Source organism: Rhizobium ruizarguesonis (assembly GCF_017357285.1).
GTDB lineage: Bacteria > Pseudomonadota > Alphaproteobacteria > Rhizobiales > Rhizobiaceae > Rhizobium > Rhizobium ruizarguesonis.
Map to the genome: position 1 here is coordinate 172,845 of NZ_CP071679.1, position 13,878 is coordinate 186,722.

Sequence of the window (13,878 nt, forward strand, 5' to 3'; positions counted from 1 at the left end):
CATGCTGATTGTGTCGGCACGGCCACCAAATCAGCCCCGCTTACGCGGCGACGTACGTGGGGCAAAATCCATGGCGGCGTTTTAGTGAGCGGTCATAGAAGTGTGCATAACCGCGCGCTTTGAGAAGTGATTGCTAGTCTGGGGATTCTCAAGCCGGGGCAAATCATGATTCGATTCTGCCATGAAGAAACGGCTCCCCTCCCCCGAGCATGCCGACACGCTTTCACTGAATGCGTTGCGCGGATTGGTGACGGGTCTTCTGGAACGGTCGCAGCAGGCAGAAGCCCGGCTTGCGAAGCTTGAGGCCGACAACATCCAGCTGCGGGAGGAAAACGCCGCCCTTCGGCTGGAGAATACCCGCCTGAAACTCGAGAACCAGCTGTTGCGCGACGAGATCGCCCGGCTGAAAAATCTGCCGCCGCGCCCGCCGTTTCGCGCCTCCGGCATGGAGAGGGCAACGGAGGCCTCTCCAGCAAACCATGTGGCCGGCAGGAAAAAGCCGCGGGGTCCGAAGCTGGATGTGGATCGGGTCAGCCGGCAGGAGATCCTGCGCATCGATGCTCCGTCCGGCTCGCGCTTCAAGGGATATAGAAGCGTCTACGTCCGAGACCTGGTGCTCAAGGCGGAACTCGTGCACTACCGCCGTGAATGCTGGGTGACACCGGATGGAAAGACGGTTCTCGCTCCCTTGCCGGCCGGGATCATAGGTGGCTATGGCGCCAACCTCCGGCGGCTTTGCCTGATGCTGCACGCACAAGGACAGGTGACGACGCAGCGGTTGACGACATTGCTGAACGATGTCGGGATCGCCATCTCCAAGCGTCAGATAGTGCGGCTTCTCACCAGGCAGCTGGAGGGCTTCGTCGCCGAGGATGCCGCACTGCTGCATGCCGGTCTCGTGGCGTCGCCTTATGTGACGGTTGACGACACCGGCGCGCGGCATTCCCATAATAACTATTACACCACACAGATCGGCGGTGCGGATTTTACCGTCTTTCGCACCACGAAATCGAAGTCACGCCTGAACTTTCTGTCCCTGCTGCGCGGCGGCTATCAGGATTATGTGCTGGGTGACGCCGCATTCGATTATCTGAAAGAACGTCGCGGCAATCCGCCCGTAGTCCATGGGCTTCGGACGTTTGAGCCGCAACACTTCTGCAACCAGGTACCGTTCATGGCGCATCTGGCTGACAAAGGTGTCGATATTCTCAACCGCCAGGAGATCGGCACCCTTGCCGAAGCAGGGCTTTGGGGCTCCATCCGCCATCACGGCCTGATGGCAAATACGGTGATCGTGTCCGACGATGCCGGACAGTTCCGTGTCGGCAATCATGCACTGTGTTGGGTCCATACTGAGCGCCTTCTGCAAAAGCTGATGCCGACCACTGCAAAGGAGGAGCGGCTGGTCACGATGGTCCGAGATCTCGTCTGGCGTTTCTATAAAGCGCTGAAAGCCTACCAGCAGTGCCCTTCCCCCCAGTCCGCTCCCGCATTCCGACGACGGTTCGATAGGATCTTCACACTACGTACGGGTTATGAAGCACTCGACACGCTTCTCGAGCGACTGCATCGCAGGAAGAACGAGCTGCTAAAGGTGCTCGAGTATCCCGGCATCCCGCTCCACACCAATGCCTCCGAAAATGCCTTACGGACGTTTGTCACGAAGCGGAAGATCTCCGGTGGCACAATGAGCCAGGATGGCCGTGTTGCGCGCGATGTCATGCTCGGCCTGATGAAGACCTGCCAAAAGCTCGGCCTTTCCTTCTACCATTATCTCGGTGACCGGCTTGGGATCGGCAGTGAAGATCACCCCATCCCGTCTCTCCCGGCCACCATCCTTGCTCGGGCTTAAACGCTGGAGCCACCAACGGTCATCAGCGCTCGACGCTTCTGCCTGCCAAACCGGCAGCGCCATCGAATCTGCCCCACTTACCGCGGCGACAATGTTAAGTTTTGCAGCCTGTGGAATATTAACCTTATGAAGTAACAACGTAGTTTTCCGTAATGGAAGAGAAGTGGCATTTAACTTCCGTCATGAGATCCCATACTACACGGATCAAGCATCGGGGTATAGATGGATTTGGAGCCGCAAAGACCTAAAATGGAACAGATCAAAACCAAGTCCGGAGATTTGCCCATGCCGACTGCGATATTCACGGCCGACGAACTGGTGGTGATCCGCCGCGCTTACGCCCATCAGGTGGTGGCAACCGCCCCAACGACGAACCCGCGGATCGAAGCTGCCTTTGCCGCCGTCCCGCGCGAAAAATTCCTTGGTGCGCCGCCATGGCAGATCTCCAACCTGGGCGGCGGATATCGCCCCCTCCCCTCCTCCGACTTGGTTCTGGCCTATCAGGACGTGCTATTCGCCCTGCAGCCCGACAAGGGTGTCAACAATGGCAGTCCCTCACTGCATGCCCGACTCCTGGCGGAACTGGACGTACAGATCGGCGATCGCATCGCCCATATCGGCGCCGGCACCGGTTATTACAGCGCCATTCTTTCGGAGCTTGTCGGCGCTTCCGGTCATGTCTATGCCGTCGAGATGGATCCCGATCTGGCTGCCCTCGCTCAAGCAGCGCTTGCTGATCGGGCCAATGTCAGCGTCATTAACGCCGACGGCAGTCAATGGCCGCAGGAAGAGGTGGATGCGATCTATGTAAATTTCGCCGTCGCGCGGCCCGCGGAACCCTGGATCGAAAGGCTTCGACCCGGAGGGCGCCTCGTGCTGCCACTCGGCGTACCGCGCCAGGACCGACCGCCGAAAGGCGGCCGTCACGCATCCCATGGTGCTGCACTTCGTATCGAGCGCGGCGAGGGTGGATTTGCGGCGCGTTGGATCGGTACAGCCTATTTCGTCTGCGCCAATGGTGGATTGACAATCGACGATAGCGAGATCGAGGCGCTGACCGGCGCCTTCAGGCGCGGCGGCATCGAGTTCGTCAAAAGCGTGCTCTGGAAGACGGAGCCGCGGACAGGACGCTGCTGGTATATCGGCGACCAATGGGCGCTTTGCTATGATGACGTCTGAAACATCCGCGCCGGTTCCGCGAAAGTCGGCCACCTCGCCTCAGCGAGCAATATAGCGCGCCGCGGCACCGAAGAGCTCGATGTCCTCGACACCATCCTCCTTTCGCCCGGCGCGATCAGTTCGCCGCACCTCTGGCCGACGACGACGTCGCCACGCTCAAACATCCGGCGCAAGGCACGGGGGAAACACGCCCAGGGCGTCGACATCAGATCTAGCTATCAAAAGCTTGGTGCAGGCTCACCACCGGCGCGCCCTCGCCTGTCCGGCACCGAAAAGCCTGCCGTCGAAATTTGCGGCCCATCATCTTTGAAGTTGGACCAAGCCCGCCGAGGATCCGGGCGGCGGCCATGCCGGCTGAGGTGGAGGCAGGATTACGCACCAACGGCTTATCGAAATCAGTGAGCCGCATGAGCCGGACAGGCCCCGCCGTCGGGTGACCTGCTGGTCGATGCGAACTTGCCGGCGCGATCCCACTCCGGCCTTCGACGCCCTCCTGGACGGCGGCGCTCAGACCGGCGGTGAAGACCTGCAAGCGATGGCCCTCGATCGGCGATGTTTTCGGCGCGTGGTTCGCGCGCTGGCCATCGGACGAAGATGGCCGATGGCGGCTCCTCTGCTGGCGGCAGCACGGCAGCATGACAGCAGCGACGCGGATTGGAGACGCGCGCAATTGATCGCCGCCGCCGGCGTCCCAAATTGCCAACACACCTCACTTGAGGCCTGGAGTGATAAGAATGGAGGACCAGGAGACGTTCCCTGCCTGGTGACGACAGTGGGTCGCCGAGACGACAAAAGCCCGGCGCGGGAGAGATGCGCCGGGCTTCGATAGTGACCGACAGCTTGGGAGGAGAAGTGCTGTCCGTCGGACCGAAGCGGCTAGGAGGGGAAAGCGCTTCGGTCCGTCACGAGGTAATGCCGCAATGCGGCAAATTCAAGCCTGGCGGTTGCCGCGGATGTCGCAGACGAAGGGTCAGGTACGCAGCCTTCGTTCGCACGCGACCGGGCCTGGGCCTAGGGTTGTCCGCGGACAACTTGCCGAACAGCGATTCTAGTGGAGGGAATTTTCCGGTTCCTAGCGAGCCGATCCGCGCACCACAAAGTGATTGATGAGGGCAGGGATCGCACCCCCGGTGCGCCAAGAGCTGGACGTGCGAATGGAGATTGCCTCAAATGATCGATGACGATCCGCCCCGGACCTGCCTTGCCCAACCCTTCGCCCGAGGGCGTGGCCTCGCTTATCTCCACCTGACTGACGGCCGAATTGACTGAGATGCCGAAGAAGGCGATCACCAAGCTGGCCGATCTGCCGCCGATCACCAACGACGGCGACAACATCCGGCCATCCGCCCCACCGCATGCGGACGTCGTCGCCGGCCTTCAGTTATTCGCTCCCTCATTCGAGGCTTCGGCCTTTGGCCTGCAAAACTCAGGAAGGAGGACCAACCGGTACAGCTTGGACGGACAAACGATCGATGCAGCGCAAGCTGACCGGATAATGGATTCGCCGCCGTCACGTGCCACTCTCTCCAGCTTCATCCGGAGGCGCTCGCAGGGACCTCGAAGGGCGGGGTTGCCCCCCCGCCCGATCAACTGAATTGAACGGGCAACGAAGTCACCTGATCTGAGATTGCCGCCGAAGCGTTGCCGCTAGCCAGGCAGCCTTGCGTCGAGCGGCGGACGGCCTCGATTGTCGCTTGATCCGGGAGACGCGCGAGAGCTGCGAGGATGACGGCGTCGCGACCGTCCCGCATCCCTTGCCGCGGATCCCATTCGATGAGCGAAGCCGCAGCGCCGACAGCCCCACAGCTTCCTCTAACGCATTTTGCTCCCGGGGGATCAGGTTTAGGCATTGCCGACCTGTCGACAGACCCGATGGGGCTCTTCGGAACCCTTGGAACCGACATCCATGCCTGTTCGGCAAGGGGAATGAAACCACTGCTCTACGATACCAGGCACAGCCATCGAGGCGGCAGCAATACCGCAAGTCCATGACATCCATCAGCGAGCGATATCGGGGATCTTCTCCCGGCGCGCGGACTAATTGCTGCTGAGGTTGATTCATGTGCAAACGACCTGACGGCTACCACGTTGATCATCCGGTTGTCCGCGGACAACGGCACGATCGGGCAACATTCGGCGCGCAGTTGCGGTTTACGGATTCTCCTGGGGAAGGCCGCAGGGTCAGTTGCCATACGCCACTGAGGTCGGCTTCTGTGGCGATAGCCGACCGACAGAACGCTGCCTCACTGCCAGCGCATTTGGTTCTTCATGCGATCGAACTGAAGGGGTACGCGACAGGGGAGGGGCTGCTTTCGACCCTACAGGATCGGCGGCTCACAGCTTAGGCTTTCGGGGCGCGTCAGCTCGTTACGAACGAGTGGCCGCTAATATCTACCGTCCGGCAGCGCACGTGACACACCAGCGGCTGTCGTCGATTTTGCTTGCGGCAGCAAGCCGAGCGTATGTGGGAACGGCAGCTTCGGGTTCGTTTTGCTCTGGGATAGCCGACCGCGGCGCGAGGGCCGCGACGTCATGTCAGATGGGGCGGCGCCCGTGATCGATGCACACTATTTGATGACGCGCAGATCCTCGCTCTCTGGCAATGTGGAAGGCCTGTTTATCCCGGCCGGTATGCCAGGAGATGATCCTGCGCCTTTGAGCAGCGCGCCGGAGATGCCCAGCAATGAATGGCCGGAGCAACACCTCTAGTGATGGTCGGGGAGGGGCCGTCTATGGCAAATAACGCCAGGCTGCGAGCTGGCCGACATCAGGAGTAGCGCGCATCCTGTCGCCGTCTCCCTACCGGGCAGTTGCTTTCGCGTGGCGACCTGGTCGATCGCGACGCGCGTTCTGCCGATTGCCGAGACGCCATCAAGCAACCATTGAGGCCATCGAGATCGCGTCGGCGGGCAGGCGGTGCCTCGGTCTCGACGACGCTTGCTCATGAGGGATGCCGAGCGAATGCAATCGACCCGCCAGGGGCGGACCCAGTATTTGCCCGTTGATAACGTAAACGGCTATTGCAGGCCATTGTCGCCGGCGCTATTGTTTTGTCAGGCTTGCTGCGCAGCGTGTCGCCTGCAGGTGCATTCGCTATTGGGCGTCGGAATCGGATGGCAGCAGGTGGAATTCAGATCCAAGCCGCGCTTCCGATACGAGTTGCGGACCAATTCTACCGCCTCGCGGCCGCCAAACCGCCCTATCGGTAGACTTGTTGAAAACACGCTCAGCAACGCGGTAACGAAACTAAAGTCCGGATTCGCTTCCATATCAGGATGTGATCGCAGCAATATCAATAACTTATAATTATTGAAACGAGTTAGGATCCCTTGCTTTGGGCAATCCTGAGCGCAGCGGCGGCGCGGCTTGACGAGCCCTCAATCGTTTCCAATCCCTGCTTCCTGACCCGACTGGGAAAGGACTGATCTCGGGGCTCGCCTCAAATGTCCGCAGGAAAGCAACGGCTTGCATCCTTTAGCGATACCCTGCGTTATCTCCGCACCAGATCGGAGAACATCCTCATGCCAGATGTACTTCACCCCAAGAAATTCCCCTTTGCGGCGACAATGATGGCCGCAGCGATTGGCGCATTTGTCTTGATGCAGGCAACTGAGCGCAGGTCGGTCGCCCCGTCTGCGGATACCGGCCGCGCAGGTGACGATCATGGCCGCAGCGCCAGCGTGCCCGAGGCTATCCCTCTCAGCGGCCTTCGCGACGTGTTCTGGCGCGTCTTCCACGAGGTCCTCGCCGACCGGGTCACTTTGATTGCCGCGGGCGTGACCTTCTATCTGCTGCTGGCGCTGTTCCCAGCCATGGCGGCTTTGGTATCACTCTACGGGCTGGTTGCAGATCCGGCCACCATATCCGAACACCTTCGCGAATTGGCTGGCCTCATGCCATCGGGCGCGTTCGATCTTCTTGCCAACCAGATCGAGGAGCTCGTCGGCCGACGCGACGCTACGCTCGGCATCACCTTCTTCCTCGGCCTCGGCATCGCCCTCTGGAGCACGCATAGCGGCACGCTGGCGATCTTCGACGCGATGAACGTGGCCTATGAGGAGGAGGAGAAGCGGGGGCTTGTCCGCTTGAACCTGATCGGCCTCTGCTTCACCTTTTGCGCGGTGCTTTTGACGGTGGTCATGGTGGCGCTCGTCGGGATCATGCCGGTTGTCCTCTCCTATCTCTGGCTCGATCAATTCAAGGAGCACATGGCCCTTCTCATGCGATGGCCGCTGCTTCTGCTGGTCGTCGCGGTGGCCGTTACATCAGTCTACCGCTTCGGCCCCAGCAGGGAGCCTGCCAAGCTCCGGTGGATGACGTGGGGCGCTGCTCTGACCACGGTCGCCTGGACCGCCATGTCCCTCGGCTTCTCCTACTATCTGGATCATTTCGCCAATTACAACGCGACGTACGGCACGCTCGGCGCACTGATCGGCTTCCTCATCTGGATCTGGCTTTCGGTCGTCATTCTCATCATCGGAGGCGAGCTGAACGCCGAACTAGAGCATCAGACCGCGAAGGACACGACGACGGGAGCGCCGTTGCCGATGGGATCGCGCGGGGCCTATGTCGCGGACACTCTGGGCAAGACCATGGGCTGACCGCGATGATTGCTCCGCTCATATCGTTTTGATGTATTCTGCCATTTCTGCAGTCCCGACAGAGGAGACGATGATGACCGCCCCGCATCCTTCCAAAACCCATATCGGCAATCATGCCCTGCATCCCGAAACACAGATGCTGAATTACGGCTACGATCCGGAACTCTCGGAAGGAGCGGTCAAGCCGCCGGTGTTCCTCACCTCCACCTTCGTGTTCAAGACGGCCGAGGATGGCCGCGACTTCTTCGATTATGTGTCGGGCCGCCGCGAGCCGCCCGAAGGGAAGGGGGCGGGCCTCGTCTATTCACGCTTCAACCATCCAAACAGCGAGATCGTCGAAGACAGGCTCGCCGTCTACGAACGGACGGAAAGCGGCGTGCTGTTTTCATCCGGCATGGCGGCGATTGCCACCACTCTGCTCGCCTTCGTCCGGCCGGGGGATGCGATCCTGCATTCGCAGCCGCTCTACGGGGGAACCGAAACATTGCTGGCAAAGACTTTTCTGAACTTCGGCGTCGCCGCCATTGGGTTTGCCGACGGCGTCAGCGAAGGATCGGTGCAAAAGGCGGCAGAAGACGCGATGGCCAAGGGCCGCGTCTCCGTCATCCTGATCGAGACGCCTGCCAATCCGACCAACAGTCTGGTCGATGTCGCGATGATCCGACGCGTGGCCGACATGATCGGCGCAAGACAGGGCCATATGCCGATCATCGTCTGCGACAACACCCTGCTCGGACCGGTTTTTCAGCGGCCGATCGAGCACGGCGCCGATATCTCGCTCTATTCGCTGACGAAATATGTCGGTGGTCATTCGGATCTGATCGCCGGCGCCGTTCTTGGTCGCAAGGCGGTGATCAAGCAGATCAAGGCCCTGCGCGGCGCGATCGGCACCCAGCTCGATCCACATTCCTGCTGGATGCTCGGCCGTTCGCTGGAAACGCTGCAACTGCGCATGGAACGGGCAAACAGCAACGCGCGAGCCGTTGCCGACTTTCTGCGTGATCACCCGAAGGTCGAGAAGGTTCACTACCTGCCCTACCACGATCCGGAATCGCCGGCCGGCCGGACCTTCATCGCGCAATGCACCGGCGCGGGCTCCACCTTCTCTTTCGACATCCGCGGCGGCCAGCCCGCCTCGTTCAAATTCCTGAATGCGCTGCAGATCTTCAAGCTCGCGGTCAGCCTCGGCGGCACGGAATCGCTTGCGAGCCATCCGGCCACCATGACGCATTCCGGCGTGCCCGCCGATGTCCGCCAGCGCATCGGCGTTCTGGAATCGACCATCCGCCTTTCGATCGGTATCGAGCATCCGGACGATCTGATCGCCGACCTGGAACTGGCGCTGCACGCGGCCTGACGCCAATCGCAGGGCGTTATTGATATCAATGCCCGACGGCGCCGGGCATTGATGCGTTCATGACGTCATTTGTCGTCGGTCGTCAGTTCCGTCTCGTCAGTATTCAGCACGAAGACCGCAAGCAGGCGCGCCGGCTTTGTCTTGCTGGCGTTTTTGCTGACGCTGTGATGATCGCCGGGAAATTCGGGAAAGCTTTCGCCGGCCTTGTAAACCTTCTCTGGCCCGTCATTCACCTTGCTGGTGATCGCACCTTCGAGAACGGTGGCATAGATGAAGGCCGAAGCCGGGTGCGTATGGCCGGGCGAGGTACCGCCCGGCGCATATTCGACGAGCACCGCCCGCATGCTCTTGCCGGGAACATTCGGAAGCTTCTGGTCGAAAACGACGCTTACCTTCGCGTCGCCGCCTGCGGCGTGAGCCTGAGTGCCGGCGGCAAGGACAATGGCGAGCGCCGCCGCCGAGATCATTTTTCTGAGCATGTCTGGTCTCCTGCGTTGATGGGAATGGGTCGGGCGCCCGGTATCAGGCGCTCTTTTTCTGAGGCGGCTGCCGGCTCAGCCAATCGTCGAAGCGGATCTTGCCGAGCCGCGCCTTGGCCCCGGTCACGAGCGAATTATCCTCGAGCTCCACGCCGAAGTAGCGGGCGTGCGGATCCGCCATCACTTGCCGCGGATCGTTCGTCGCCTTGAAGAGACGTGTCACGATTTCGGTGAGGCGGATCTTCTCCGGCCCGCCGATCTCGATCGTGCCGTTCACAGGCTTGCCGAGCGCCACTTCGGCCATGACGTCGGCGACGTCGTCCGAGGCGATCGGCTGCACGTAGGCCGGCGACAGATGCACGGTCTGGCCGACGGTGCCCGACTGGGCGATGCCAGCCATGAATTCATGGAACTGGGTGGAGTGCACGATGGTGTAGGGTATCCCGGAGCTCTTGATCAGCTCTTCCTGGGCCATCTTGGCGCGCATGTAGCCGCTGCCCTGCAGCCGCTCCATACCGACGATCGACAGTGCGATGTGATGCTTCACGCCGGCGGCAGCCCCTGCCTTGAGCAGATTGCGGCCCGACGTCTGGAAGAATTCCAGGACGGCCTTGTCCTCGAACGAGGGCGAGTTTGCGAGATCGAGAACCACCTGTGCCCCGGCGAGCGCTTCCGCCAGGCCTTTGCCGGTGATCGTGTCCACACCCGAGTTCGGCGACGCCGCCAATGCCTCGTGCCCCTTGTTGCGTAATCTTTCCACGGTCTTTGAGCCGATGAGGCCAGTGCCGCCGATAACGACGATCTTCATGGGTAGTCTCCTTGTCCTTTACGAGGATGTCCTCTGGTGGCCTGAAGGTGAGCAGGCAACTGCTCGGCATGCCCCCGCGCCCTCGATGAGCGAAGCGACTTTCATCGGGACCGTCGCCGGTGCGACCGGTGTAAACCGATGGGCATGAGGATGCGCCGGATCGCGGCCCCAAACTATTCTTCCTCGGTCGCTGTCAGCCTATGCGAACGTAGTAGGCCAGCTGGCTCTGCGGTCGAGGCAGTCGGCCGAAATGGCGGAACATCACATCGACAGGCATTGGCCAGATGTACCGTCGGGGCAGATGGCCGACCCGGAAGGCAAGGCGTATTCACTGGCCTGCAAGCCGAGGCTTGCGTCATCAATCCTCTCACGATGGAGATAAGAATGATCAAGCGTCTGAACTTCATGGCCCATAAGAACAGCGGCATCGACGGCCTCGTGGCCGTTGAAGGCTGGATTGCCAAAAGCTTCGATCCGAAGTTGCTCGAACTCGTCAAGGTGCGCGTTTCCCAGATGAATGGATGCGCGCATTGCCTGCACATGCACCGCCAGGACGCACTGAAGCTCGGCGAAACGGATGACCGGCTGCTGCTTCTGAACGCGTGGCGGGAGTCGCAGCTCTTCACCACTCGGGAGCGGGCCGCACTCGCCTGGGCCGAGGCTCTCACTCAGATCGCGAAAAGCCATGCGCCGGATGATGTTTATGAAGAGGCGCACGCCAACTTCTCGGATGACGAACTCGTGGCCCTTTCGATCGGTGTTGCAATGATTAACGCCTGGAACAGGCTGGCGATCGGCTTTCGGCTACAGCATCCGGCCGATCACAAGCGCGCCGCCGCCTGACGGTCTGCGCCTTCGGCAGATCAGGAAAGCTGGGTAGCCTCGAACATGGCGGTCAGCCCTATGCCCCCGCCGATGCCAATCATTGCCAGGCCGGCCGCGCCCGGCGCCCATCCGCTGATGTCGCGGATCAGCTGGCTGTATAGTCGGGTAACGAGGATTGCGCCGGAGGCGCCGAACGGATGGCCCAAGGCAATGGCCCCGCCGTTCCTGTTGATCGCGTCGGCCGGGACATCGAGCTGATCCAGCGATGCCAGAACCTGGGCGGCGAAGGCCTCGTTGAATTCGATGGCATTGATGTCGGACAGCGAGAGCCCGGGCTGACGCTGCAGCAGCTTCCTGGTCGAGGCGACCGGGCCGATGCCAAGCAGATTGGGATCCACGCCGGCAGCGGCGCTGTCGATGAAGGCAAGGCCCTTTTCGATGCCGAGGCTTTTCGCCATGCCACGGCTCATGACGAGCACCAGGCAGGCGCCGTCGTTCAGCGGGCAGGCATTGCCGGCTGTCACCGAACCGCCAGCCAGGAAGACCGGCCGGAGGTTTGCGAGTACCTGCAGGGATGTAGCCGCACGTGGGCATTCGTCCCGTTCGATCGGCCCGTGGTCGGTGGAAATGTCAACGATCTCGGGGCGAAAGGTGCCTGCCTCTGCCGCCGCTACGGCGAGCCGATGGCTGCGCAAGGCGAATTCATCCTGTCTCTGCCGCGATATGCTGAACTGACGGGCGACGTTTTCGGCGGCAATCCCCATTTCCGGGTCGCCGATCGTGTCAGGCGAAAACCGGGCGCGCCCGTAAAATCGCGGTGGCATCCCATTCGCCTTTGGTCTTTCGACGCGCCATGGTGCGGTGCTGACGCTTTCGACGCCGCCGGCCAGAAAGCACGAGCCGGCTTTCGCCTGGATCAGCCGGGCTGCCGTGATGATCGCTTCCAGGCCCGAGCCGCATTGCCGATCGATCGAGACACCCGGAACCGCCATGGGCAGACCTGCTGTGAGCGCTGTCAGCCGCGCGATATTTCCGCCGCCGCCGGCGGCATTGCCCACCAGCACATCGTCGATGCTTTCGGGCGCAATTCCCGTTTCGGACAGGATCCGATGAATGATCGGCGCAAGCAGGTCTTCCGCCGCGACAGTCGCAAGCGAGCCGAAAGCCCGGCCGATCGGCGACCGGTAGGCGGCAACCACGACCGGCTGCCAATCCTCGTCAGGCTGAAAGGCGTAGGACAAGATCGTCTCCAGAAACCACCGCCCGCTCCACTTGCCCCCTCGAGATCTTCCCGCTGCTCGTCATCGGCCAGGATCCGATATGGTAGAATTGCTTGGGGATCTTGTACCTGACGAGCGAGCTCGCGCAATGATCGGCCAGAATTTTTAGGTCCATCGTCTCTCCCGAGACGACGGCGACGATCCGTTGGCCGAAATAGGCGTCCGGCAATCCGAAGACAACAGCATCCTCTACCCCGGGGCAGGCCTTGAGCGCACTCTCGACTTCGGCGGGATAAAGGTTGTTGCCGCCAGTGATCATCATGCCGCCCGCCCTGCCGATCACCCGCAGCATGCCATTGGCATCGAGTTCGCCGAGATCTCCGACCGTCGCTCCGGCTTCTGTGACCCGGAACGCCTGACCGTCGTCGCCCCAGAGATATCCATCCGCGATCAGGTCGCTGTCGACGAATATGGTTCCCGGCACATCGGTCCCGACGTCGTTCTCATCGGGGTCGCGAATGGAAATTCCCACGCCGGGATAGGCCTGCCCCACCCGGTCGATCGGGAAATCGATCTCGCCGCCGACAAGGGTCGAGACCGTCATGAAACCGAGCTCGGATGCGCCGTAATATTCCCGGATACGGGCCTTCGGAAACAGGCGACGCATGGATTCGACCCCGTTCCTGTCAAGCTTTGCGCCGGCGGTCAGGACGTCGCGCAAGGAGGTCAAAGCGGGTTCGCCCGCCCACGCCCTTGCAATTCCGGCTATATGGGTGGGCACGGCAACCAGCCGTTCGACTTGCCAGGAGGAGAGCGTGCGTGCGACCACGCCCGGATCCCATTTCCGGACTGAATGGAAGGTTGCCCCCGCATCAAGAGCTTCGACCAATGCATAGAGCGCAAGGCCGTGCGCGAGGGCTCCCGGGCACATTGTCGACGGCGCGTCTTCGAGCTCGAAAACGACGCGTCCCCGATCGAGGCTCCGGCACCACTGCTCCCGCGAGCGATAATAGGCCTTCGGCTCGGCGGTGGTCCCCGAGGTGAAGCCGATCAGAAAGATCTTGTCGGTATCGGCCGGCAGCTCGGCTTCACCTCCCGCCGCAGCGAGGTTGAAAGCCTCCGTTCCGGCGGCGACGACAGGAATGCCGAGTCTTCGGGCAATTTCAGCGCTCGGCCCGGCATCGTCGTCGACGATCAGAACGTCAGGCGCCAGGCGCTCGATGATGCGTTCGATCCTTTCTGCCGGCATCAGCGGGTCGATGACCGCGCAGGCATTCGGGAAAGCGGTGGCCGCCGCAAAATACTCGGCAAAGCCGATATGATTGCCAAGGCTGAGGGCGGCAAGCTTCTCCACGCCGGGCAGATTGAGCATGCGGCGGTTCGAGCGGGGCAGATCTCGGAGAAACCGATAGATTGCCTTGGCGCGCAAATAGAGCTCGCCATAGCTGAGCGAGCGCCCGTCGATGACCAGCGCCGGCTTGTCCGGTGTCTCCGTTGCATGTCGAAGAAGCTGCGCATGGATCGGCATGGACACCCGCTGGTTTGAATGATCGGCAA

General features: G+C 61.6%; 10 protein-coding genes. 6 read left to right on the forward strand and 4 right to left on the reverse strand.

Translation table 11 applies throughout. From position 1 onward, the window contains the following. Positions 1 to 181 precede the first annotated feature (181 nt). From J3P73_RS25375 to J3P73_RS25395, 5 genes are all read left to right on the forward strand, one after another. A complete protein-coding gene (locus J3P73_RS25375; RefSeq protein WP_011649147.1) occupies positions 182 to 1,852 on the forward strand; it encodes an IS66 family transposase in 1,671 nt (556 codons plus the stop codon). Between the two features lie 285 nt (positions 1,853 to 2,137). Then, positions 2,138 to 3,031 (forward strand): protein-L-isoaspartate O-methyltransferase family protein, encoded by an 894-nt coding sequence (locus J3P73_RS25380; protein WP_024321620.1) that lies wholly within the window; start codon positions 2,138 to 2,140, stop codon positions 3,029 to 3,031. 1,270 nt (positions 3,032 to 4,301) lie between these two features. Continuing rightward, positions 4,302 to 4,625 carry a hypothetical protein gene (locus J3P73_RS25385; RefSeq protein WP_130687381.1) on the forward strand — a complete coding sequence of 108 codons (324 nt, stop codon included), beginning with the start codon at positions 4,302 to 4,304 and terminating at the stop codon, positions 4,623 to 4,625. A 1,927-nt stretch (positions 4,626 to 6,552) separates the two neighbouring features. Continuing rightward, positions 6,553 to 7,632: a YihY/virulence factor BrkB family protein gene (locus tag J3P73_RS25390; RefSeq protein ID WP_130673644.1), complete on the forward strand. Its 1,080-nt coding sequence runs from the start codon at positions 6,553 to 6,555 to the stop codon at positions 7,630 to 7,632. Positions 7,633 to 7,705: 73 nt separating this feature from the next. Continuing rightward, the gene (locus J3P73_RS25395) at positions 7,706 to 8,989 is read left to right on the forward strand and encodes a cystathionine gamma-synthase family protein (RefSeq protein WP_024321616.1); all 1,284 of its coding nucleotides are present in this window, start codon (positions 7,706 to 7,708) and stop codon (positions 8,987 to 8,989) included. Positions 8,990 to 9,054: 65 nt separating this feature from the next. On the opposite strand, the gene J3P73_RS25400 is transcribed toward J3P73_RS25395, so the two are convergent. Both J3P73_RS25400 and J3P73_RS25405 read right to left on the reverse strand, forming a co-directional pair. Continuing rightward, positions 9,055 to 9,468: a cupin domain-containing protein gene (locus tag J3P73_RS25400; RefSeq protein ID WP_024321615.1), complete on the reverse strand. Its 414-nt coding sequence runs from the start codon at positions 9,466 to 9,468 to the stop codon at positions 9,055 to 9,057. Positions 9,469 to 9,511: 43 nt separating this feature from the next. After that, the gene (locus tag J3P73_RS25405) at positions 9,512 to 10,276 is read right to left on the reverse strand and encodes an SDR family oxidoreductase (RefSeq protein WP_130673645.1); all 765 of its coding nucleotides are present in this window, start codon (positions 10,274 to 10,276) and stop codon (positions 9,512 to 9,514) included. Positions 10,277 to 10,660: 384 nt separating this feature from the next. On the opposite strand from J3P73_RS25405, the gene J3P73_RS25410 reads away from it, so the two are divergent. Beyond that, positions 10,661 to 11,119 (forward strand): carboxymuconolactone decarboxylase family protein, encoded by a 459-nt coding sequence (locus J3P73_RS25410; RefSeq protein WP_033183044.1) that lies wholly within the window; start codon positions 10,661 to 10,663, stop codon positions 11,117 to 11,119. Positions 11,120 to 11,139: 20 nt separating this feature from the next. Here J3P73_RS25410 and J3P73_RS25415 read toward each other — a convergent pair whose 3' ends face one another. Further along, the gene (locus J3P73_RS25415; RefSeq protein ID WP_130673646.1) at positions 11,140 to 12,342 is read right to left on the reverse strand and encodes a thiolase family protein; all 1,203 of its coding nucleotides are present in this window, start codon (positions 12,340 to 12,342) and stop codon (positions 11,140 to 11,142) included. Then, a complete protein-coding gene (locus J3P73_RS25420; RefSeq protein ID WP_130673647.1) occupies positions 12,320 to 13,849 on the reverse strand; it encodes a class I adenylate-forming enzyme family protein in 1,530 nt (509 codons plus the stop codon). The genes J3P73_RS25415 and J3P73_RS25420 overlap by 23 nt, the downstream gene beginning before the upstream one ends. Between the last annotated feature and the right edge of the window lie 29 nt (positions 13,850 to 13,878).